Here is a 23,564-nt window from a genome sequence, read left to right as displayed (position 1 = left end):
CTAACATCAGTCCATATAAATTGATTTTTTATTGTTTGTGAGAAATTCGCGTTCTTCTGTTAAACGTGTGGCGATCGCACCTACGGCACGAATTCCACCTTCAGCTGCTGTTGCACGAATTAACTGATCCGCCATGAATAACCTTACATTTCTTAACAAGTTCACTTTTTCTATTTTAAGTTCTCTGCTGCAAGAAAAGTAACGTAGTGGGGTGTTACGCAAATAAACGGCTGTCATTGGTCATTAGTTATTTGCAAAGGACATAGACGCGCCAGCGGCTTCCCTTCCCGCAGGGTAGGACTAATGACTAATGACAAAAACTATTTGCAATATTAGAAATAGCGATGTCTTATCTTTAGGTAATCCGAGAAAAATGCTGGGTAATTTTCAACAAAGCCAACTGCGGATCGAAATCGAAGCATCAACAGATGCAATTCGTGACAGTCTGCTGCATCCCGTGCAACTAAAAAAATGGCTTTTAGGGCAACGTTTTGCACCAGGAATGCCAGAAGAACTGCTTCCCGGATTCCAGTTTACAACCTGGACTGGGCCAGTCGCGATTCATCATCAAGTAAACGTTGTCAAATCCAACTGCCTTCGCTTAGTACTCAGCGGAGGTATTGACGGGTTCCACGAATGGTACTGGGGAGAAGGTTGGGTACAGTCCCGCTTGGAAGGAGTTTCACTTTTGCCCTTGAGTTTGGGTCAAACACTCAGCTTGTTAAGCTTGCGTCAGTTTTTAGCAACTCAAGAACGTTGAATCGACTGAACGTAGAAAAGGGATTTTCCTTGTCTCTATGGTTAGCCCTTTCAAGGTATAGCCGTAGTCACATAGGTTAGGACATATTAAAGGGTTTAAGACCCCAACCAAAACACGTAGCATATTTTCAGTTGGGGTTTAAATCCCCATCTGAAAATATCTAAAATGTTTGAATTTTGAATGCGTGAATTTTGAATTGTTTAAGCGGCTATCAGTGCCATCATCATATTTCAGGTATTCTTCAAAGGCTAGTTTTGGGGTGGTTATAGCCATTGCTTCCCCTTGTAAATCTTTACCTTGGTTTGACGACCAACACTGAACAATTAGCTTCTTCTACAACTTGACTACTAACAGAACCCTGAACAATTCGTTTCATCCCCATCAAGCCCCGACTGCCAATTACGATTAAGTCAGTTTTATAAATATTGGCAAGACGAATAATCTCTTCAGCAGGATCGCCAGTTACTAACTCTAACTCACTTCTGGCTGATAAATTTTCCTGATATAATTGCAGTTGCTTTTCAATATGAAAATAAGAAAACGTTGGGGACTCTGGCTGAGGGCGATCAGCAGGTAGTTCCATTTCTGACTCTGGTGTGAGAAACACATGACAGAGAATAACCTTGGCGTCTTTTGAAAACACCAATTTATCTAAAGCTTGAATTACTCGTTCTGAAATATCCGAACCGTCCAGAGCTACCAAAACACTATTTAGCACTGCTCTCGTCTCCTAAAGAGTAGACCCCCTACATACATAAGTATCTAGCAAAATTAGTCGGCAGTGACACTAAACTAATTTTTTATCTGACAACTTAGTTTATATATTTAAGGCTACGTCATAGGTCAGCTAGTTTTACGCCACTTTCATGCGAACGGTTTTCCTCTCTCAGAAACTCGTGAAAAGATTCCAGGACTTACCCAAGATGTGGCGCTGAAAACCTGATTATTGCGTAGCGGTAATTCATGAATTACCGCTACTTTCGTTATATTTTGCGTAAGTCCTAGATTCTTCAGAAAAGTTGCTACAACCCCTTTCCCAGAAACTACTGTCGGCAATGCCCGACTTGTGGACGCTTAAAGGGTGACTGAAGGTAGGATAGCAAATGGCGTGCTTTAGCGTAGCTTACCGTAGGTATCGCTATCCAAACTTTGAGTTATCAGAAAAAATTAAGCATTCCAAATCACTACTCTTGCTGAATTCGGCGTCGGACTGAATCAGCATGGGAAGGTAAACCCTCTGCTGTTGCTAGCACATCTATGGCACCAGCCACATTTTGCAGTGCGGTTTGGGAGTATTGAATAATACTGGAGTGTTTAAGGAAAGTTTCAACACCCAATGCCGAAGCATAGCGGGCAGCACCAGAAGTTGGCAAGGTATGATTAGGGCCTGCCAAATAGTCTCCTACAGCTTCTGGTGTTGAGTAACCCAAAAAGATTGCCCCAGCGTGGCGAATCTGTGGTATGAGTGCCCAAGGGTCTTTGATTTCTAATTCTAGGTGTTCGGGGGCAAATTCATTTGAGAATTCTGCTGCGGCTTGGAGCGATTCTACAACGATAATCAAGCCGTAGTGAGCGATCGCTTTTTCTGTGTCTATTCGCCGTGGGTGATCCACTAGCTGTCTTTCCAAGGCTACTTGCACGTTTTTCGCTAAAGCAGCATCTGTGGTCAGCAAAATCGCTGCCGCCATTGGATCGTGTTCGGCTTGGGCCAGCAAGTCAGCAGCTACATGCACTGGATTTGCAGTTTCATCGGCAATCACCAGCACTTCGCTGGGGCCTGCCAAAGAATCAATGCCGACGGTGCCGTAGACAAGTTTTTTCGCTAGGGTGACATAAATGTTACCAGGCCCAGTAATTACATTCACTTTCGGAATCGTTTCTGTGCCATAAGCTAAAGCAGCGATCGCTTGTGCACCCCCAATGCGATAAATTTCTTGCACCCCTGCTTCTTGAGCAGCTACCAAGACTGCTGGGTTAATAGCACCTCCTGGGCCTGGTGGTGTTACCATCACCACGTGCGGTACAGCAGCAACATGAGCCGGAATTGCATTCATTAGCACTGTACTGGGATAGGCGGCACGGCCACCAGGCACATACAACCCGGCTCGGTCTACAGGCGTGTAGCGTTTGCCCAGTACTACTTCATCATCACCAAAGTGTACCCAGCTTTTTGGTACTCGCTGACGATGAAACGCTTCAATTTGGCGGCAAGCTAGCCGAACTGCGCCCAACAACTCCTTTGATACCTGCTGATAGGCTGCATCTAGTTCCGAGCCTGTAACTCGGAGCTCTTCTGCTTTCAGGGTTTGTTTGTCAAATTCGGCCGTGTAATGCAATACAGCTTTGTCGCCTTGGCGCTTCACTGCTTGCAAAATTTCCCGCACCGTTGCTTCTTTGTGAAGTACCTGTTCGTCATGGGTGCGATCGCAGATCCGTTGTAGTTCTGCTCTAACGTCTGCCTGCTGAGTAATAATTCGCAGCATGGAGTAAGGACAATGCCAAAATTATAATATTGCCACCTGAGATTTAGTATTGCTCTTGACCCACTGGGGTGTGCAAGCTGACTCTAATTCTCTTCTCTAGCTTAACCTGGATTTTTTTGATACTCTCAAGGCTACCAGCGTTTAGTTTGCTTGAGAAGGCGACTTAATTGCTCAATCCGACAAGCCTTGACTGGCTAGCGGCAGGAAGCAGGTGTGCCATTTCCCACTCTCCTTACACCCTTTCCCTCAATCCTTGTGGGGTGCAGATGGTATGTTTACACATCCAATCCCCTGAATTTACAGGGGTTAGGGTCTGAGTATAATTTTTACTTATTTCCCTAACTTTTACTAGTTAATGTGTGTACAGGCACGATATCTCGGTTCTATACTTGAGAATCCCTGAAATTTAGCTCTTTACAGTTCCTGTTTCTAAATAATACATTTGGTTTACGGACAAATTATTATTTATTGACAATCACATTGCTTAATCAGGTTGTGATGAGTTAGGGTGACAGTTATTTAGATGTATTTTATTTTAACGCATTTCCTCAAATTGACGAAATACTGAATTGGCGAGTAGAGACTATGGAACTAATACTAATACTAATATTGATTAATCTTCATTCATGACCCAATACCTAATCCCATAATTTTTTTAGGAAATTATAACATTGGCAATTTGGATGCTATATTAGTAAGTCTAGTAGTGTGTGTACATAATTAATAATCGTATTTTTGGAATTGACTGTGGCGAATACAAAGTCTGCTCTCAAGCGTGCCCAAATCGCAGAACGTAATCGACTGCGTAATAAATCTTACAAATCAGCAGTCAAGACGCTGATGAAGAAATACCTCAATGCTGTAGCTGCTTATACAGCGAAACCTAGCCCAGAATTAAAACAAGAAGCGCAGGCTCGGTTATCCGAGGCTTACGGCAAAATTGATAAGGCGATCAAACGAGGTGTTCTTCATCCAAACAATGGGGCAAGGAAAAAGTCAAGATTGGCTCACAGACTAAAACCCCTCCCACAAACAGCTGAGTAGTCATTGGTCATTTGTCCTTAGTCATTAGTAACAAAACAAACGACAAATGATCAAGGACAAACAACAAAGGGCAAAAGATGCAACTGATAGACACGCATGTACATCTTAACTTTGATAGTTTCCAGGCGGATTTAGCAATAGTGCGATCGCGGTGGCAAGAAGCAGGTGTAGTGCGTTTAGTACATTCTTGTGTTCATCCAGAAGAGTTTTCCCGCATTCAAACCATAGCGCACGAGTTTCCCGAAATCAGCTTTGCCGTAGGACTACACCCTTTAGATGCTGATAAATGGAATCACGAGACAGCCGAGAAAATCAAAACTTTAGCGAGTTCTGACTCTCATGTAGTAGCAATTGGGGAAATGGGGCTGGATTTTTACAAAGCTGATAACTATGAACAACAGTATATGGTGTTCGAGTCTCAGTTGGCGATCGCATCTGAACTTAACTTACCAGTGATTATCCACTGCCGCGATGCTGCTGAAGCAACCAGAAAAGTGTTGCAAAAATGGCGGGAACTCAAAGGAGAAAGAGTGCGGGGAGTCATGCATTGCTGGGGAGGAACGCCAGAAGAAACTCAATGGTTTCTCGATTTAGGCTTTTACATCAGCTTTAGCGGGACGGTAACGTTCAAAAACGCCAAAGCGATCCAATCCTCAGCTGCAATGGTAAGTCGCGATCGCCTACTGATTGAAACAGACTGCCCATTTCTTGCTCCAGTTCCGAAACGGGGCGAGAGGCGCAACGAGCCTGCCTACGTACTTTATGTCGCCGAGCAAGTAGCTAAACTGCGTCAGGAAACAGTAGAGGCGATCGCCCATCAAACCACCCAAAATGCCTGTGAATTATTCGGTTTGTCAATATCAAGTGTCTCCTAGCCTCTTTTGTTAAGTTGTGTTAAAAAAAATCAAACAAATAAAACTATAAGGGGACAAAAATATGCTAATATTATTCCCTCAAAAACATTTTGCTTGCGCCATAATGATAAAGGAAGGAACATAAAACTTCTCATCCTGATTTTCCATGCTGTTATGGCTTAGCCATCCTCAAAATCTCTACAAGCGGATGCTCTCCACACATGACTAACTGTGCCAACCTAAATTGAGCTAGACTTTTGCACAACATCGGTTTAGTTTGTATTAGAACCTATTCAAAATCGTTAAACAAAAATTGCCTTGTGACTACAATCCAGCAAAATAAAGTGATTCTGATTCAAAATCGACAAGGTGCGGATCATTCCCTCAGTCTTAGGATATCTAAAATATCACTGAGAGTATCAACAGCGGGGTGGATTTAAAACACACTGTGTGGAGCTGCGTCAGCTAATTAACGCGCTTTTTGGAGGGGAAGTGAAAAAAGTAAATCAAATTCAAGAATATTTTAACTGGATATTCTATTTGAAATGGGCATTGGGGAGCCAGCGTGTTGGGCAGGTTTGCCGACTTTTGCCCTTACTCTTAAGCAAACTATGCGTAGCGTGTTTGACAGGAAAAGCGAATGGCTCTATTGGGCATGAGATTTACAGGGGAAAGACTTTCAACAACTTTTCCCATGCTCCTCTTGTGCCCAGTACCCAGTACCCATTACTTAGTCCAAATTAAAGGCAATTTTTCTTATGAAAATTGCTGATCCCAGCCAGATTTAATCGCTGCGTTTGCCCACAAATGTAAATCACAAGTGTGTAAGAAAAAGTTCCCAAACAGCTAAGGGCACTGGCTAGCAATGGGAAGCGTCAAACAGCAGTGTCCAAGGGAAAATTGTACCAGGTTGACAAAGGAAGAGGCATGACTAAAGAAACATATATGGAACCCGCCTTTCTGTTACCCGACTTGATTGAAATCCAGCGGTCAAGCTTTCGCTGGTTTTTAGAAGAAGGGCTGATAGAAGAACTGAACTCCTTTAGTCCTATTACAGATTATACGGGTAAATTAGAACTGCACTTTTTGGGTCATAACTACAAACTCAAGGAGCCAAAATACAGCGTCGAAGAAGCCAAACGGCGGGATAGTACATACGCTGTCCAAATGTATGTTCCCACACGTCTAATTAATAAAGAAACCGGGGAAATCAAAGAGCAAGAAGTATTCATTGGGGATTTGCCTTTGATGACCGATCGCGGCACGTTTATTATTAACGGGGCCGAGCGGGTAATTGTCAACCAAATAGTGCGATCGCCAGGAGTCTATTACAAATCAGAAATCGACAAAAACGGTCGACGTACTTATTCAGCTAGCTTAATTCCCAACCGGGGAGCATGGCTGAAATTTGAAACAGACCGTAACGATTTGGTGTGGGTACGCATTGACAAAACCCGCAAACTCTCAGCGCAGGTACTCCTAAAAGCTTTAGGGTTATCAGACAACGAAATCTTTGACGCCTTACGCCACCCCGAATATTTCCAAAAAACCATTGAAAAAGAAGGGCAATTTTCTGAAGAAGAAGCCCTAATGGAGTTATATCGCAAACTCCGTCCTGGTGAACCACCTACAGTCTTAGGTGGACAACAACTTTTAGACTCTCGTTTCTTTGACCCGAAACGTTATGACCTTGGTCGCGTCGGACGGTACAAACTGAACAAAAAATTGCGCCTTTCTGTGCCAGACACCATGCGTGTGCTGACTCCTGGCGATATTTTGGCGGCTGTAGATTACCTAATTAACCTGGAATATGATATTGGTAATATCGACGACATTGACCACTTAGGCAACCGCCGGGTGAGAAGCGTCGGGGAATTGCTGCAAAACCAAGTAAGGGTAGGTTTAAATCGGCTAGAAAGAATAATTCGGGAACGGATGACAGTATCTGATGCCGAAGTGCTAACTCCTGCTTCCTTGGTAAACCCCAAACCGCTGGTAGCAGCAATTAAAGAATTTTTTGGTTCTAGCCAGTTAAGTCAGTTCATGGATCAAACCAATCCTCTGGCGGAACTGACCCACAAACGCCGTCTGAGTGCCCTTGGCCCTGGTGGTTTAACTCGCGAACGTGCCGGTTTTGCCGTGCGAGATATACATCCTAGTCACTATGGACGTATTTGCCCCATTGAGACACCAGAAGGGCCCAACGCCGGATTGATTGGCTCCTTAGCAACCCATGCACGGGTAAACCTGTACGGCTTCTTAGAAACACCATTTAGACCTGTAGAAAATGGGCGAGTTAGATTTGATTTACCTCCAGCCTACATGACAGCCGATGAAGAAGACGATTTGCGGGTTGCTCCAGGAGATATTCCTGTAGATGAAACTGGGCACATTATTGGGCCGCAAGTGCCAGTCCGGTATCGCCAAGAATTTTCCACCACAACACCAGAACAGGTGGACTACGTAGCAGTATCTCCCGTACAGATTGTATCAGTAGCTACTAGCATGATTCCCTTCTTGGAGCATGATGACGCTAACCGAGCGCTGATGGGATCGAACATGCAACGGCAAGCAGTCCCCCTGCTCAAACCAGAGCGTCCTTTGGTGGGTACTGGTTTGGAAGCCCAAGGAGCAAGAGACTCTGGGATGGTGATTGTATCACGCACCGATGGTGATGTCACCTATGTAGATGCTACAGAAATTCGCGTCCGTCCTAAACCTAACACCCCCGAAATTAAATACATCCTTTCTAAGTACCAACGTTCCAACCAAGACACCTGTTTAAATCAGAAACCTCTCGTCCGCATTGGTGAACGAGTTGTTGCTGGTCAGGTATTGGCTGATGGTTCCTCCACTGAAGGCGGTGAATTGGCGCTAGGACAAAATATCGTCGTTGCTTATATGCCTTGGGAAGGCTACAACTACGAAGATGCAATTTTAATTTCGGAAAGACTGGTGCAGGATGATGTCTACACCTCAATTCACATTGAAAAATATGAAATTGAAGCTAGACAGACGAAACTGGGGCCAGAAGAAATCACCAGAGAAATTCCCAACGTCGGAGAAGATGCTTTGCGTCAGTTGGATGAACAGGGAATTATTCGCATTGGTGCGTGGGTAGAAGCTGGTGATATCTTGGTAGGAAAAGTTACACCCAAAGGTGAATCTGACCAACCGCCAGAAGAAAAACTGTTGCGGGCGATTTTCGGTGAAAAAGCACGGGATGTGCGGGACAATTCCCTGCGAGTGCCAAATGGTGAAAAAGGTCGCGTAGTTGATGTGCGCTTGTTTACTCGCGAACAAGGCGATGAACTACCACCGGGAGCCAATATGGTAGTCCGAGTGTATGTTGCCCAAAAACGTAAAATCCAAGTTGGTGACAAAATGGCAGGACGCCACGGTAATAAAGGGATTATTTCTCGGATATTACCGGCAGAAGATATGCCTTATTTGCCCGATGGTTCACCAGTGGACATTGTACTCAACCCCTTGGGCGTACCCAGTCGGATGAACGTTGGACAAGTATTTGAGTGCCTCTTGGGTTGGGCTGGTCAAACCTTGGGAGTCCGATTTAAGATTACTCCGTTTGATGAAATGTACGGTGAAGAGTCATCCCGCCGAATCGTGCATGGCAAATTGCAAGAAGCACGGGACGAAACAGGAAAAGACTGGGTATATAACCCAGATAATCCTGGCAAAATCATGGTGTATGACGGACGTACAGGTGAACCCTTTGACCGAGCAATTACCATCGGTGTGGCTTATATGCTGAAACTGGTGCATTTAGTGGATGATAAAATCCACGCCCGTTCAACTGGACCTTACTCACTAGTGACTCAGCAACCCTTGGGTGGGAAAGCCCAACAAGGTGGTCAGCGGTTTGGGGAAATGGAAGTATGGGCATTGGAAGCCTTTGGTGCGGCTTACACCTTACAGGAATTGCTCACAGTTAAATCTGACGATATGCAAGGACGGAATGAAGCGTTAAATGCGATCGTTAAAGGTAAGGCAATTCCTCGGCCTGGAACTCCAGAATCCTTTAAGGTGTTAATGCGCGAGTTGCAATCATTGGGGTTAGACATTGCCGTACATAAGGTAGAAACTCAAGCAGATGGCAGTTCCCTAGATGTGGAAGTCGATTTGATGGCAGACCAATCAGCCCGTCGCACACCTCCTCGACCAACTTATGAATCTCTTTCCCGCGAATCGCTGGAAGATGACGAATAAGCAGTGCTGAGTTCTGAGTGCTGAGTGCTGAGTAAAAAGTTAACAGTGAGGAGTTATGAGTTAAGAACTCTTCACCCGTAACTTACAACTCAACACTTATTACTCATTACTCAACACTTATTACTCACTACTTACTTACTACTCATTACTCAGCACTCAGCACTCAGCACTTAAGTATGAGACCAGCCCAAACTAATCAGTTTGACTACGTAAAAATCGGCTTGGCTTCCCCAGAACGCATTCGTCAGTGGGGTGAGAGAACATTGCCCAATGGTCAGGTAGTCGGTGAAGTTACCAAGCCAGAGACGATTAACTACCGAACTCTCAAGCCAGAGATGGACGGGCTTTTTTGTGAGCGGATCTTTGGCCCCGCTAAAGATTGGGAATGCCATTGTGGCAAGTATAAAAGAGTCCGTCATAGAGGCATTGTCTGTGAGCGCTGTGGGGTAGAAGTTACCGAGTCACGGGTGCGTCGTCACCGCATGGGCTATATTAAACTCGCCGCACCAGTAGCTCACGTCTGGTATCTCAAAGGCATTCCTAGCTATATTTCCATCCTGTTGGATATGCCTTTGCGGGATGTCGAGCAGATTGTCTATTTCAACTCTTATGTTGTCCTGAGTCCAGGTAATGCCGAAACTTTAACTTACAAACAGCTACTGAGTGAAGACCAGTGGTTGGAAATAGAAGACCAAATTTATAGCGAAGATTCTCAGCTGCAAGGCGTAGAGGTAGGTATTGGTGCTGAAGCACTGTTGCGCTTGCTTGCCGATATCAATTTAGAACAAGAAGCTGAAAGCCTACGGGAAGAAATTGGCAATGCCAAGGGACAAAAGCGGGCCAAGTTAATTAAGCGACTGCGGGTGATTGACAACTTTATCGCCACTGGTTCCAAACCAGAGTGGATGGTAATGGCAGTTATTCCCGTGATTCCCCCCGACTTGCGCCCAATGGTGCAACTAGATGGCGGACGGTTTGCGACCAGCGATTTGAATGATTTGTATCGGCGGGTAATTAACCGCAACAATCGTTTGGCACGCTTGCAAGAAATTTTGGCACCAGAGATTATTGTGCGGAACGAAAAGCGGATGCTGCAAGAAGCAGTGGATGCTTTGATTGACAATGGTCGGCGGGGACGCACTGTGGTAGGGGCAAATAACCGACCCCTGAAATCTTTGTCCGACATTATTGAGGGTAAGCAAGGACGTTTCCGACAAAACTTGTTAGGTAAACGGGTTGACTACTCTGGACGTTCGGTAATTGTTGTCGGGCCAAAGCTGAAAATTCACCAGTGCGGTTTGCCTAGAGAAATGGCAATTGAGCTATTTCAGCCATTTGTGATTAACCGCCTGATTCGTAGCGGTATGGTAAATAACATCAAAGCTGCGAAAAAGCTGATATCCCGCAATGATCCCAGTGTTTGGGATGTGCTAGAAGAGGTGATTGAAGGACACCCTGTAATGCTAAATCGGGCACCAACGTTGCACCGCTTGGGTATTCAGTCTTTTGAACCGATTTTAGTAGAAGGTCGAGCGATTCAACTTCATCCTCTTGTGTGTCCAGCCTTTAACGCCGACTTTGACGGCGACCAAATGGCGGTACACGTCCCGCTGTCGTTAGAAAGTCAGGCTGAAGCACGGTTGTTGATGTTGGCTTCTAACAATATTTTGTCACCAGCCACAGGTAAACCCATCATCACACCCAGCCAAGATATGGTATTGGGAGCGTATTACTTAACAGCAGAAAATCCCGATGCGACAAAAGGTGCAGGAAGGTACTTTTCTTCGCTGGATGACGTAATTATGGCTTTCCAGCAAGAGCAAATTGACTTGCACGCCTATATTTACGTGCGGTTTGAGGGTGAAATAGAATCAGATCAACCGGATACGGAACCCCTGAAAGTCACGGAAAACGAGGATGGTACTCGCACATTACTCTATAAGTTCCGCCGAGTCAGAGAAGACGCTAAGGGCAATGTAATTTCCCAGTACATTTACACAACTCCTGGTCGCGTTATTTACAATAATGCTATTCAGGAAGCACTTGCAAGCTAAAAGTGAGGAGTGAAAAGTTAGGAGTTAGGAGTTATTAATTACAAACTCCTAACTCCTAACTCCTAACTATTAATTTAGGACTAATGACTAATGACTAACGAAAAAATGATTTTTCGCAATCGCGTAGTTAACAAAAGTCAACTGCAAAAATTAATTTCTTGGGCTTTTACGTACTATGGTACGGCGCGAACCGCAGTAATGGCGGACAAACTGAAAGATTTGGGATTTCGCTATGCTACTAAAGCAGGGGTTTCTATCAGTGTAGATGATTTGATGGTGCCACCAACTAAGCGATTGCTCTTGGAAGCAGCCGAAGAAGAAATTCGCGCCACTGAAACCCGTTACCAACGGGGAGAAATCACGGAAGTAGAACGCTTCCAAAAGGTAATTGATACCTGGAACGGTACTAGTGAAGCTTTGAAAGATGAAGTAGTCGTTCACTTCAAGAAGACTAATCCCTTGAATTCCGTATACATGATGGCATTCTCCGGTGCACGGGGTAACATCTCTCAAGTGCGGCAATTGGTGGGAATGCGGGGACTGATGGCAGATCCTCAAGGGGAAATTATCGATTTACCGATCAAAACCAACTTCCGTGAAGGACTGACAGTGACGGAATACATTATTTCGTCTTACGGTGCCAGAAAAGGATTGGTGGATACCGCGTTGCGAACGGCTGATTCTGGTTATCTCACTCGCCGTTTGGTGGACGTATCCCAGGATGTAATTATTCGGGAATTTGACTGCGGCACCAGTAGGGGTCTTAACATTCAACCAATGACAGAGGGGGCCAAAACCTTGATTCCTCTAGCAACCCGCTTGATGGGACGGGTAATTGGTGAAGATGTGGTGCATCCGGTGACAAAAGAAGTGATTGCAGCACGTAATACCCCAATTTCTGAGGATTTGGCGAAGAAAATTGAAACATCTGGGGTGGGAGAAGTTGTGGTGCGATCGCCACTAACTTGTGAAGCTGCACGTTCTGTCTGTCAACACTGCTATGGCTGGAGTTTGGCCCACGCCAAGATGGTAGATTTGGGCGAAGCTGTAGGGATTATTGCCGCTCAAAGTATCGGCGAACCTGGTACTCAGTTAACCATGCGGACATTCCACACTGGTGGTGTGTTTACCGGAGAAGTAGCGCAACAAGTTCGTTCTAAAATCGATGGGACTGTTAAGCTTCCCCGGAAACTAAAGACCAGAACGTATCGTACCCGCCACGGCGAAGATGCGCTCTATGTTGAAGCTAATGGCATCATGCTTTTGGAGCCAACAAAAGTAGGTGATGTCACCCCAGAGAACCAAGAGGTTCATCTTACCCAAGGTTCAACACTATATGTATTTGATGGAAATAAAGTAAAACAAGGTCAGTTGTTGGCAGAGGTTGCCCTCGGTGGACGCACAACTCGGACTAATACAGAAAAAGCCGTTAAAGATGTTGCTTCTGACTTAGCAGGGGAAGTGCAATTTGCCGAAGTAGTTCCAGAACAAAAAACTGACCGCCAGGGTAATACCACAACCACAGCCGCACGGGGTGGTTTGATTTGGATTTTGTCTGGAGAAGTTTACAACTTGCCGCCTGGTGCAGAATTGGTGGTGAAAAATGGTGATGCGATCGCTTCTAATGGAGTTTTAGCAGAAACCAAGTTAGCCAGTTTGCACGGTGGTGTGGTGCGCTTACCCGAAGCTACCCCAGGTAAGAGTACCAGGGAAATAGAGATTATCACCGCTTCTGTGGTTTTAGACCAGGCAACGGTGACAGTCCAAAGTTCTCAAGGTCGCAATAACTACTTAGTCTCCACAGGCAACAACCAGGTATTTAACCTTCGGGCTACACCAGGCACAAAAGTGCAAAATGGTCAAGTAGTAGCTGAGTTAATTGATGACCGCTATCGCACAACCACTGGTGGATTCCTGAAATTCGCGGGTGTCGAAGTCCAGAAAAAAGGCAAAGCCAAGCTGGGTTATGAAGTCGTGCAGGGCGGTACCTTGTTATGGATTCCTGAAGAAAGCCACGAAGTTAATAAAGATATCTCCTTACTGTTGGTGGAAGATGGTCAGTTTGTCGAAGCTGGCACTGAAGTCGTGAAAGATATCTTCTGCCAAAACAGTGGTGTGGTAGAAGTGACCCAGAAAAACGACATCCTGCGGGAAGTAGTCGTGAAGCCAGGGGAACTGCTGATGGTGGACGATCCCGAATCAGTTATCGGGCGAGATAACACCTTTATCCAACCAGGTGAGGAATTCCAAGGCAATGTCGCCACGGAATTGCGTTATATCCAGTATGTAGAGACACCAGAAGGACCCGCCCTGTTAAGCCGTCCAGTAGTTGAGTTTGCTGTCCCTGATAATCCAGATGTGCCATCAACTACATCGGTAAGTCAACAAACAGGGCGATCAATTCAATTAAGAGCAGTGCAGCGACTACCTTATAAAGATTCAGAACGCGTCAAATCTGTTGAAGGTGTAGAACTGCTGCGAACCCAGCTAGTGCTAGAAATTGAGCAAGAAGGGGAACAAGACCATAATGCTTCACCCCTGGCAGCAGATATTGAATTAGTAGAGGATACCGAAGACCCAGAAGTTCAACGTTTACAACTAGTGATTTTGGAATCCTTGGTAATTCGTCGAGACATTACCGCCGATGCCACCCAAGGTAGTACCCAGACGACACTTGAGGTACATGATGGGCTGACCATCGCCCCAGGTTCTGTAGTCGCACGTACCCAAATCTTGTGTAAAGAAGGCGGAGAAGTGCGGGGTGTCCAAAAAGGAACTGAAAACGTGCGTCGCTGTTTGGTGTTGCGCGATGCTGACAGGCTTCCCATTAATACTAGTACTCAGCCAAAGGTAAAAGTAGGTGACTTGCTAGTAGAAGGTACAGAAGTTGCTCCTGGAGTTTTTACCCCAGAATCAGGGCAAGTAGTAGACGTTAGAAAGTTAGGAGTTAAGAGTGAGGAGTTAAAAGTTAATTCTGAAACTCCTAACTCCTCACTTCAAACTCAGAACTACGTTGTTACTACCCGTATCGGTCGCCCTTATCGAGTCAGCCCTGGTGCTGTGTTGCAGATAGAAGACGGTGATTTGGTACAACGGGGTGATAACTTGGTGTTGCTGGTGTTTGAACGTGCCAAAACCGGAGATATCATTCAAGGTTTGCCCCGGATTGAGGAACTACTTGAAGCTCGGAAACCGAAAGAAGCGTGTATCTTATGTCGGCGGGGCGGAGAAGTTAAGGTAGTTTACGGTGATGGTGATGAAGCGATCGCCATCAAAGTCGTAGAATCAAATGGCGTGGTGACAGATTATCCTCTGGGACCAGGACAAAATTTGATTGTGCCAGATGGCTCAATGGTATTAGCGGGACAACCGTTAACTGATGGTCCATCTAATCCCCACGAAATTTTGGAAATCTTCTTTAGCCTGGGTTCCGAAGATGGAATCTATGCTTGTGCTAGCCTTGCTTTACAGAAGGTACAGACATTCTTGGTGAATGAAGTGCAAATGGTGTACCAGTCTCAAGGGATTGATATTTCCGATAAGCATATTGAAGTGATTGTTCGCCAGATGACCAACAAAGTCAGGATTGATGATGGTGGTGACACCACAATGCTTCCCGGCGAATTAGTGGAACTGCGCCAAGTTGAGCAGGTGAACGAAGCTATGGCAATTACAGGCGGTGCGAGAGCACAGTATACCCCAGTATTGTTGGGGATCACTAAAGCATCGTTGAACACCGACAGCTTTATTTCCGCCGCGTCCTTCCAAGAGACAACACGGGTACTCACCGAAGCAGCTATTGAAGGCAAATCTGACTGGCTGCGCGGATTAAAGGAAAACGTGATTATCGGGCGATTGATTCCGGCTGGTACTGGGTACAATACCTATGAAGAACCTGGTGCGATCGATGACTATGCTGCTGAAATTACCAGTAGTGTGTTAGATGAAGTTGATGATCCCCTAGATATGGTCTTGGACGATCGCACAGCTCGCACCTATAATTTAGATTCTCCTACTCTTGGGGAATCTGGCTTTGGCAGCAGACGTGCAGAAAGGTCAATTCTAGATGAAGAAGATGAATTAATTGCTGACGAAGTAGTAGACGATGACGATTATGAGGAAGAAGAGGAAGACGACGAAGATGATTTCGACGACGAATAGAGATTTGAAATTTCGGGTCTAATATCATGTCCGCTTGATTACTTATTAAACCCGAAGAACCCCAAAGAGCCAAAGCTACGCTTTGTCTCCCCTAAGAGCTTCCAGGGAGGGGATTAAAGGGTGGGGTGCAATGACTGTGGAAATCATAACTAAATTATGCGGACAATGATATAAAAGGTAAAAATAACCAAAGTACCTCACCTGTGCTAGCGTACCCTTGGCAAGGGGCACGCTAGCTTCAATTTTACCCCTCCCCGATTGTTAGAAGAAAATTAAGTTTTATAAGCCAGCAAGTCCTCATATTCAATTAAAATAAGCGATCGCAATCAGTAAAGTGAAATTTTCTCTTTCACAGAGTTTAGTCATCTAAATCGCTTAAAATTTTATATTTAGTCCTCTTGAGAAGACTTTAGCTATTAGCTTTAGAATTTATTCCCAACCGGGATAGCAACGAAGTGAGTAATTGAAAATATGTTGGTAGTGACAAGCCTTAAAAAAAGACGGAATTACAGCAGTTTTCAGGTATTTAGACCACAATTGAGATGAGGGGGATGAGGGAGATAAGGGAGTAGGGCGTGGTGTGGTTCAATTACTTGAAAAACGCTGTAAGTATTAGCTGTTATTTTGGATTTCGTCTAACTTGGCACGCACTGCCTGAATATCCTGCCACATTAACCATTTCGGCGCACCTCTTTCCTTAGAAGGGTTACGCAGCAAGTAGGAAGGATGAAAGATTGGCATACATAAACGCCCTTGCCACTCTAGCCACTGTCCGCGAATTTTCGTAATTCCTCGCTTATCGCCAGTGATACCTTTGACAGCAGTCGCACCCGTTAACAGAATTATTTTGGGGTCAACTAGGCGAATTTGCTCTAGTAGGTAGGGTAGACAAGCTGCCACTTCTACAGGAGTGGGAACTCTATTATCTGGTGGGCGACATTTATTGATATTGGCAATATATACATCACGATCAGTAGTCAGATTCACTGATGCCAAAATTTTCTCCAGTAATTGCCCCGATCTGCCTACAAATGGTAAACCCGTCTCATCTTCATTTTGACCTGGCGCTTCTCCCACGACCATAATTGGTGCTTTGAAATTGCCACGTCCGACAACAGCATGAGTGCGAGTGTCTCCCAATGCACAACGGTGGCAGCGATCGCAATCCTGTGTCAACTCCGTTATGTCAGAATAAGTTCCGGGAGCGATTGGAATTTTCGGGTCTGTAGGAATCAGTTCTCGTTGGTTAAAGGTTGAGTCGTCGAAGAGACTGAGTTGGGTTTCGCTGCTCATGAAAATCAAGATTTTGGCATCAGCGCCAGCTGTTATATCTGATTTAAATAGCCCTCTGGCTGGATATTGATCAGAACAATAAACTTTTGCTGAATACTTAATTATTTATACAAATCTTATTGTATCAGTTAATTTGAGACAAAATTCAGTCATGATAAAAGCAGTGCCGTTCTGAGATGCTGGGGGAAACCATGCCACATACCCCACTTTTCGCCGATCGTACCCATGCAGGTGAGTTATTGGCGCAAGTAATTCATGATGTTTTAACTCAGCAAACTATTGATTCTGGGGTAAAGCCTGTACCAATTGTTTATGCTTTGCCAAGAGGAGGTGTACCAGTAGCAGCACCAATAGCACGTCTTTTGGATTGTCCGTTGACAATTGTTGTGGCAAAAAAGATTAGCCATCCAGAAAACCCAGAGTTAGCAATTGGTGCAGTGACTTCTTCTGGAAATGTTCTTTGGGCCGATCAAAAGCTATTTCGCCCTAAACATGATGTGCGGTGGCGAGAAGTAGCTTTAAATAAAGCGATAAACCTTGCTAAGTCTCTTGAGGCTCAATTAATTCCTGCTTGTCCGCAGGTGAATGCAGAGAATGCTACCCTGATCTTAGTTGATGATGGCATTGCTACAGGTATGACAATAGCGGTAGCAGCAACTGCCATGAGAGCGCTTTCTCCAGCAGCAATTTGGCTATGTACTCCATTAGCGCCACAAAAATTGCTACCTTGGTTAGAACAGTGGGGCGATCGCATAATAGTCTTGGAAACACCCGAACCCTTCTGGAGTGTAAGTAATTTTTACGTAGAATTTCCCCAAGTAGATACATTAGAAGTTCTCGTATATCTCCAACAACAAAAGATAATGAGCGAAATTGATCTGTGCGAGTAATTTTGAATTGTTTCCCAGTCTTACTTTTTAACTATTTGAAGATGTTCCCTGCTGATATTGCATAGCTTTGGCATAATCACCCAAGGCATAACAAGCAACTTTCAGACTGGCAAGAGCTTGTTCTTCACTGCGACGATCTTTGATATTTCTAGCTAACAGCAAACGTTCTTCATAATATGTAATTGCTTTGTTATAGTCACCCAAAGCTTCACAAGCAACTCCTAAACTACTTAAAGACTGTTCCTCGCTGCGCTGGTCTTGAATTTCTTTGGCTAATTGCAACCGATCTTCATAATACTTAATCGCTTTGGTATAATCACCTAAAGCATAACAAGCATTGCCCAGATTCTTTAGCACCTGAGAAGCACTGCGAACATTTTTTAAGGAGCGTGATAGGACTACACACTGTTCATAATAAGCGATCGCTTTTGGGTAATTGTTCAAAGCATACCAAGCATTACCCAAATTCTTGAGTACCTGTTCCTCGCCCCAATTATCTTTGAGTTCCCGCACAATCTCTAAGCTTTGCTGCTGATACTCAATGGCCTGTGTAAAGTTGCCTAAAGCTTTATACACTAATCCCAAATTATTCAATGCTGCCACTTGACTGCGTTTGTCTTGCAGTTGCTGCGTTATTTTCAAACACTTTTCTAGAAATTCAATAGCCTTTTTATGGTCATTCAGGTGACGGTATGCATTGCCTAAATGGGAAAGAGCTTGCATTTGCAATGCTAAATCTGAGGTGTTATTGAGCAAAGACAGACACTGTTGGGAGTAAGAGATAGCACCTTTGTAGTCTCCAGCGCTGTAAGTTACCAATCCTAAAAAAGAAAGTGTCTGTGCTTGTTTTTGCAAATCGCCAACTGCCTGAAACAGCCCCAAGGATTGCTGTAAAGACTTCATAGCTGTGATTAATTCGCCAGCTTGCTGCTGTTGAATTCCTAGCCGTAGTAGTTTAGATGCTTCTGACAAATGGTCATCACTTTCTTGTGGAGGTATTATTTCTGCTTGTGAACCAGAGTCAAATTCATGGGTAATTGTATTACGCTTCACTGGTTTTAGGTATGTTATGGGTAATTGCAAGGGAGCTGTATTTTTCGATCTGGTTATTCCATTCGCCTTTAGACATCAACTCCTTCCTGTAAAATCTAGTGTTCCCAAAACCAGGATGCATCTTTCATAAGTCTAGTTTACCAAAGTGTAAGTTTAGGATAAGTGAGAGTTTATATAGCGATCGCTAATCGAGACTTTTAGATTATCACTCATGAAGAGTAATAACTCTGTAGCAGTCTGAGAGCGTTTGCGATCGTCTCTATTTCTGATCTCTTCGTGTTCTCTAGTCTGGAGTAGTTCGATTAAAAAACTATTTTCTACAAGATTATTTAACAGTTTTATTATCAATATCTGCCCTGTATGTATGGTGCAGGATATCCCGCACCTCCATTAAAATTTTTCCTAGCATATTTTTACCACTGCCATCGACTCCGCAACCCCAGTAAAAATCGATAGGCGAGTTTTCAACAATTTCTACATTGTTTGTAGAAAGTAAGATATCTCTAATATCTGTATGGGTTTGAAATTTACATAGCACAGCTTGCCGCATGATGTCATCTTTAACTTGTTCCCAATCTTGACGTAAGGGACGCATTCTCTCACGCCCCATTCTTGCCGCATCTTTAGGTGTTTTAACTAGGCGGATTTGTTCTACATTAGGTGTACCCACAAACTTTTGCGCTTGAAAGTAGTGTTCGCTAGTTGACCAATACAATCCATTTAATTCAAAGCCGTGGAGCGAAAAGTTAGAGAAACAGCCATATTCTTCACGAGTACTATAAAAATAGATTGTCATAAAATTTGATACAAATTTTTTTAATTCACTGAATTTGTGAGTTTTTTATAAAACAGAGGATTTATTTTCTGTTGATTCAATAAAAGCCTCAAACTGACCATTAGGAGTCCATTGAATAGCCCCATCTCGTCCTGTAAAGAACAGTTTAGTTTGGCTTTGATTCAGTTCAGATAAAGTTTTTGGATCAAAGTTGGCAGAAGAAGCGATCGCTACTTGTGGTTGCAGAGCAATAACTAAATCTTTCAATGACTCAGGGGCACACCAAAGTACTTGCGGGCGAAGCAAACTTCCATTTTTTACTAGTTGTTGTACCTCTTTAGATTTAACATTACCTACTAATAACCAATTTTTATCTAAAATTTGCAATTGTAAAATTGGTAATTGTTCGTTGATTAATTGCGCTACTACCGAACCAGCTTTCACAGCTTGACCAACTACCAATGGTTGATAAATTCCTTGATGTTTTTGTAATTCTTGTTGAATGGCCTGAGTTGTAATGGAATTATCTGTTTGGGATGAATATTCATAAAAATTATTGATTGGTAAACGTTGCATTAATTCAAACCAAGCATTACTTTCATTACCTTGAAAATCAGTTGCGATCGCCCAATTTATTTGATTTACACCCTGCTGTTGTAAAAACGGTAGAATTGTAAAACGTCCTGTACCTTCATCACCACTATTAATTACAGTTACAGTATCTCGATCTTGAACAACTACAATTGGTTCCGTACCAGATTCTAAGACAGTTATCCTAAACAATGTATTTTTAGAATACCAAAGTGGGATGAATACTAAACCAATCGCAATCATATTAGCAAACCACCACCGCCTTTGCCACCAAGGCACTAGCCAGACCAATATAATTAGTATATAAATCGCCAAAAGCTGCCAAGTAGATATGCTGCCTACCGCAACAGAATTTCCAGGCAACTTGCTAAAATATTCCACTAGTTTAATTAGCCAATCAGTAGGGTAATGTAAAACCCCGGCTAGGAAGCTTCCTGCGTCAGTCCAAACTAAACCTACTAACGCACTAATGATTCCACCTATACTAATAATCGAAATTAATGGAGTACTAACCACATTCAACAACAGACTATAAGATGGTACAACTCCAAAGACAAAAAGTTGCACAGGTAAAGTCCAAATAGTGGCAGCTAAGGGAACAGCAATCAAAGCAGCGCTCGCAGGTGGTAGCCATGCTAGACGATTGACTAATGCGGGTACTGTTACAACTAATCCTAATGTCGCTAAAAAACTCAATTGAAAACCTAAATCCCAAATCCATAGAGGATTAAACACTAATAAGAGAGTTGCTGCTAATAGTAACGATCCGAACTGTTTTACCTTCCTTTTTAATAGCAGACCAACTAATGCTGCAAAACCCATAATTACGGCTCTGAGAACCGCAGGTTGAAACCCTGTTAAACTCAGAAAAATGATTAAAGCCAAAAACCCAAGGGTAAATTGGGTTCCTTTTCTTGCCCGCTTCGTTAACTGTAAAATCACACTCAAAATCAAAGAAGTTTGGAACCCAGAAGCTGCTAAAGCATGAGCTAATCCAGCTTGTACAAATAAGTCGCGGATATCGTAAGGTAAATCAACAGCTTTGCTGCCTAAAACCATTGCACTGACAAGCGGCCCTTCAGGAATACCCAACCAACGAACTTGCGATCGCACAATCCGCTCCCGAATTTGCCACGATCCCCATTTACGTTCCCGATCCAAAACATTTATTTGTCGCCCAATCAAACCAGCAAACGTTCCTTCCTGCTTGAGAAACTTCTGAAAATCGAAACCACCAGGATTGGAAGCCGCCTTTGGTTTGTACAAAATCCCAGTCACAGCAATTTGTTGACTAGGGTATAACCCAGTAGCCTGAAGTATAGGGACTGTTACATACAATTTGCCTGTAACCCCTTGTGGGACACCGGCTGAACCTTTATCATTTTTGACTTCATCTAGCTGAGTTGCTTCCAGCCAAAATTGTCCTCGCTGACTGCGAGTTAAGCGGGGATTACTCGCCACTTCGCCGCGTACAATCACAAGTTGTTCTTGATTACTGCTATTTCCAGGCGGGACAAACTGACTAATATCTTTTGCACCCGGTTGTGGCACTCGCCATTGAAAATATAGAGTTGCCAATAATCCCACCAAACCAGCAGCTAGCCATATTCGAGGATGGGGAGTAGTTTGCCAAGTATTAGGCAGTGCCTTATTTTTGCTTCCAGCATTTTCTGGTTTCTGAGCAAATTGCCGTAGCGTGGTGCGTCTTCTAAAAACAATTGCTCCCACTATCCCCAGAACCAAAATTCCCACACCACCCCAAGGAACTGCTGTAAACAGCAACCCAAAAATGTAACCAAGACAAATAATTACACCACTGGTTTGAATCATAAGATTTTTGTAAAAGCACCTGGCAATCCGAATTTGCAGATGGTTTAAATATAGATAGGGCAGCAAGAAAGAAAAATCGGCGTTGCTGAATTTGGTTATGAAATTCAAAAATAAAATATTCCAAACTCTTATTATCTGTGCTTGGAGCACCTCTGCGTGAGCTTTTGATCTTTTTAAATCAGCAACAGCGAAAAGTTTTTATGCTTGTGGTGAGTATAGTCCATCAAGTTTATATAAACAAAGCCCGCACAGGCGAGCCTTATCCTTGTAGCTTTAATGTTCTAGATTCAATATTTAACCGTATTTCTGTCCTTTAGGAAAAGCGACATCAAAAAAATATACCTAGCTTAAACCTCAGCGCCACAAGGATAAACAAAACACAAAATCGTAGTGAATTAAATTTGCCACGACTCTGCGTACTTTGCCTTTACTTTGCGTTCCTCTGGCTTGAAAAACGCTATTATTTTACACAAAACTGTACTTAGTTTGTGTGTAGTCGCACTCTTTAGGATATTGGGCTTCCTGTTGAACCCACAGTATCTTTGAGCAACGGAAAACCCAACTTCTCCCTTTGCTCAACATATAAATGAGCTACCTTCCTAGCCAAATGCCGAATCCTGGCAATATAGCGAGTTCTTTCCGTCACCGAAATCACACCTCTAGCATCCAACAGATTAAATGTGTGCGAACACTTCATTACATAATCTAAGCTGGGCAAGACCAATCCTCGCTCCGTCAATTGGGTAGCTTCCTGCTCATACAAATTAAATAGTGTCATCAGCAACTCAGGATTTGACGCTTCAAAGTTGTATGTACACTGCTCAATCTCTCCCTGAAGGAAAACATCACCATAAGTAATGTTGTCTGTCCACTGGATCTTTGTAAATGCTTCTACTTGCTGGAGATACATTGTCAGCCGTTCTAACCCGTATGTAATTTCAATCGACACCGGACGGCAATCAATTCCTCCACACTGTTGGAAGTAAGTAAATTGAGTAACTTCCATCCCATCTAACCATACTTCCCACCCAGTGCCCCAAGCTCCCACAGTTGCATCTTCCCAGTTATCCTCTACAAACCGAATATCGTGGTCTTCAGGACGGATACCTAAAGCCCTTAAAGAATCAAGATAAATCTCCTGAATATTATCTGGTGACGGCTTAATGAGAACTTGGTACTGATAATAGTGTTGGAAACGGTTGGGGTTTTCGCCATAGCGTCCATCGGTAGGACGACGACAAGGTTCAACATAGGCAACAGCCCAAGGTTCTGGCCCCAAAGCTCTTAAAAAGGTCTGTGGGTTCTTAGTACCAGCCCCCTTTTCAATATCGTAAGGTTGAGCGATGAGACAACCGCGATCGCCCCAGAACTGATGCAATAAACTTATTACCGACTGAAAATTCACGCTTGTTTCATCCTTTAGTCAACACAGTGCATAAACCATTCTTGCCTAGAACCCAGCACTGTGGGCAGTTTCAGGAAATACGAAATATTTCCCAAGTTATTTTGGAGAAAATAGTTGACACAAAGAGTTAGGTTCGCTATATTG

The 23,564-nt window shown here is 43.8% G+C and carries 14 protein-coding genes and 1 pseudogene; 7 read left to right on the top strand and 8 right to left on the bottom strand.

Features of this window, described 5'->3' with window-relative positions; all coding sequences use genetic code 11:
• Nucleotides 1-6 precede the first annotated feature (6 nt).
• Nucleotides 7-237, bottom strand: a complete 231-nt coding sequence (locus tag RMY63_RS37580; protein WP_322733550.1) for a hypothetical protein — start codon at nt 235-237, stop codon at nt 7-9.
• 136 nt (nt 238-373) lie between these two features.
• Here RMY63_RS37580 and RMY63_RS37575 point away from each other — a divergent pair, with 136 nt between their 5' ends.
• A complete protein-coding gene (locus tag RMY63_RS37575; protein ID WP_322733549.1) occupies nt 374-760 on the top strand; it encodes a hypothetical protein in 387 nt (128 codons plus the stop codon).
• Nucleotides 761-1,052: 292 nt separating this feature from the next.
• Here RMY63_RS37575 and RMY63_RS37570 read toward each other — a convergent pair whose 3' ends face one another.
• Both RMY63_RS37570 and hisD read right to left on the bottom strand, forming a co-directional pair.
• Complete coding sequence (locus RMY63_RS37570; protein ID WP_322733548.1) at nt 1,053-1,478, bottom strand: universal stress protein; 426 nt, start codon at nt 1,476-1,478, stop codon at nt 1,053-1,055.
• Between the two features lie 466 nt (nt 1,479-1,944).
• Nucleotides 1,945-3,243, bottom strand: coding sequence for a histidinol dehydrogenase (gene hisD, locus RMY63_RS37565; protein WP_322733547.1), 1,299 nt, complete (start codon nt 3,241-3,243; stop codon nt 1,945-1,947).
• A gap of 747 nt (nt 3,244-3,990) precedes the next feature.
• On the opposite strand from hisD, the gene rpsT reads away from it, so the two are divergent.
• From rpsT to RMY63_RS37545, 5 genes are all read left to right on the top strand, one after another.
• The gene (rpsT, locus tag RMY63_RS37560) at nt 3,991-4,287 is read left to right on the top strand and encodes a 30S ribosomal protein S20 (protein ID WP_322733546.1); all 297 of its coding nucleotides are present in this window, start codon (nt 3,991-3,993) and stop codon (nt 4,285-4,287) included.
• Nucleotides 4,288-4,364: 77 nt separating this feature from the next.
• The gene (locus RMY63_RS37555; RefSeq protein WP_322733545.1) at nt 4,365-5,162 is read left to right on the top strand and encodes a TatD family hydrolase; all 798 of its coding nucleotides are present in this window, start codon (nt 4,365-4,367) and stop codon (nt 5,160-5,162) included.
• 906 nt (nt 5,163-6,068) lie between these two features.
• A complete protein-coding gene (gene rpoB, locus RMY63_RS37550; protein WP_322674423.1) occupies nt 6,069-9,368 on the top strand; it encodes a DNA-directed RNA polymerase subunit beta in 3,300 nt (1,099 codons plus the stop codon).
• Nucleotides 9,369-9,544: 176 nt separating this feature from the next.
• Nucleotides 9,545-11,422, top strand: a complete 1,878-nt coding sequence (locus RMY63_RS42030) for a DNA-directed RNA polymerase subunit gamma (RefSeq protein WP_416212583.1) — start codon at nt 9,545-9,547, stop codon at nt 11,420-11,422.
• Nucleotides 11,423-11,512: 90 nt separating this feature from the next.
• Nucleotides 11,513-15,583 (top strand): DNA-directed RNA polymerase subunit beta'', encoded by a 4,071-nt coding sequence (locus RMY63_RS37545; protein ID WP_416212582.1) that lies wholly within the window; start codon nt 11,513-11,515, stop codon nt 15,581-15,583.
• Between the two features lie 612 nt (nt 15,584-16,195).
• On the opposite strand, the gene RMY63_RS37540 is transcribed toward RMY63_RS37545, so the two are convergent.
• Nucleotides 16,196-16,876, bottom strand: coding sequence for a uracil-DNA glycosylase (locus RMY63_RS37540; protein WP_322733544.1), 681 nt, complete (start codon nt 16,874-16,876; stop codon nt 16,196-16,198).
• Between the two features lie 191 nt (nt 16,877-17,067).
• On the opposite strand from RMY63_RS37540, the gene RMY63_RS37535 reads away from it, so the two are divergent.
• Nucleotides 17,068-17,766 (top strand): phosphoribosyltransferase, encoded by a 699-nt coding sequence (locus RMY63_RS37535; protein WP_322733543.1) that lies wholly within the window; start codon nt 17,068-17,070, stop codon nt 17,764-17,766.
• A gap of 27 nt (nt 17,767-17,793) precedes the next feature.
• Here the strand turns inward: RMY63_RS37535 and RMY63_RS37530 are convergent.
• The 4 genes and pseudogenes from RMY63_RS37530 to glyQ all read right to left on the bottom strand — a co-directional run bounded on the left by RMY63_RS37530 (nt 17,794) and on the right by glyQ (nt 23,420).
• Nucleotides 17,794-18,895 (bottom strand): annotated as a pseudogene (locus RMY63_RS37530) (tetratricopeptide repeat protein).
• A 249-nt stretch (nt 18,896-19,144) separates the two neighbouring features.
• Nucleotides 19,145-19,615: an NADAR family protein gene (locus tag RMY63_RS37525; RefSeq protein ID WP_322733542.1), complete on the bottom strand. Its 471-nt coding sequence runs from the start codon at nt 19,613-19,615 to the stop codon at nt 19,145-19,147.
• Nucleotides 19,616-19,660: 45 nt separating this feature from the next.
• A complete protein-coding gene (locus RMY63_RS37520; RefSeq protein WP_322733541.1) occupies nt 19,661-22,015 on the bottom strand; it encodes a ComEC/Rec2 family competence protein in 2,355 nt (784 codons plus the stop codon).
• A gap of 505 nt (nt 22,016-22,520) precedes the next feature.
• Entirely contained in the window at nt 22,521-23,420 is a 900-nt protein-coding gene (gene glyQ, locus RMY63_RS37515) for a glycine--tRNA ligase subunit alpha (protein WP_322733540.1), read from the bottom strand.
• Between the last annotated feature and the right edge of the window lie 144 nt (nt 23,421-23,564).

The organism is Nostoc sp. ChiQUE01b (assembly GCF_034531255.1).
Lineage (GTDB): Bacteria > Cyanobacteriota > Cyanobacteriia > Cyanobacteriales > Nostocaceae > Nostoc.
The sequence above is the reverse complement of the archived record's forward strand: the minus strand, read 5'-3'. Positions and strand labels throughout refer to the sequence as shown.

What these genes read in the sequence shown, in the direction of transcription:
- RMY63_RS37580 (WP_322733550.1), bottom strand. Translation starts at nt 237, where the DNA reads ATGACAGCCGTTTATTTGCGTAACACCCCACTACGTTACTTTTCTTGC.
- RMY63_RS37575 (WP_322733549.1), top strand. Translation starts at nt 374, where the DNA reads ATGCTGGGTAATTTTCAACAAAGCCAACTGCGGATCGAAATCGAAGCA.
- hisD (WP_322733547.1), bottom strand. Translation starts at nt 3,243, where the DNA reads ATGCTGCGAATTATTACTCAGCAGGCAGACGTTAGAGCAGAACTACAA.
- RMY63_RS37555 (WP_322733545.1), top strand. Translation starts at nt 4,365, where the DNA reads ATGCAACTGATAGACACGCATGTACATCTTAACTTTGATAGTTTCCAG.
- rpoB (WP_322674423.1), top strand. Translation starts at nt 6,069, where the DNA reads ATGACTAAAGAAACATATATGGAACCCGCCTTTCTGTTACCCGACTTG.
- RMY63_RS42030 (WP_416212583.1), top strand. Translation starts at nt 9,545, where the DNA reads ATGAGACCAGCCCAAACTAATCAGTTTGACTACGTAAAAATCGGCTTG.
- RMY63_RS37545 (WP_416212582.1), top strand. Translation starts at nt 11,513, where the DNA reads ATGACTAACGAAAAAATGATTTTTCGCAATCGCGTAGTTAACAAAAGT.
- RMY63_RS37540 (WP_322733544.1), bottom strand. Translation starts at nt 16,876, where the DNA reads ATGAGCAGCGAAACCCAACTCAGTCTCTTCGACGACTCAACCTTTAAC.
- RMY63_RS37535 (WP_322733543.1), top strand. Translation starts at nt 17,068, where the DNA reads ATGCCACATACCCCACTTTTCGCCGATCGTACCCATGCAGGTGAGTTA.
- RMY63_RS37525 (WP_322733542.1), bottom strand. Translation starts at nt 19,615, where the DNA reads ATGACAATCTATTTTTATAGTACTCGTGAAGAATATGGCTGTTTCTCT.
- RMY63_RS37520 (WP_322733541.1), bottom strand. Translation starts at nt 22,015, where the DNA reads ATGATTCAAACCAGTGGTGTAATTATTTGTCTTGGTTACATTTTTGGG.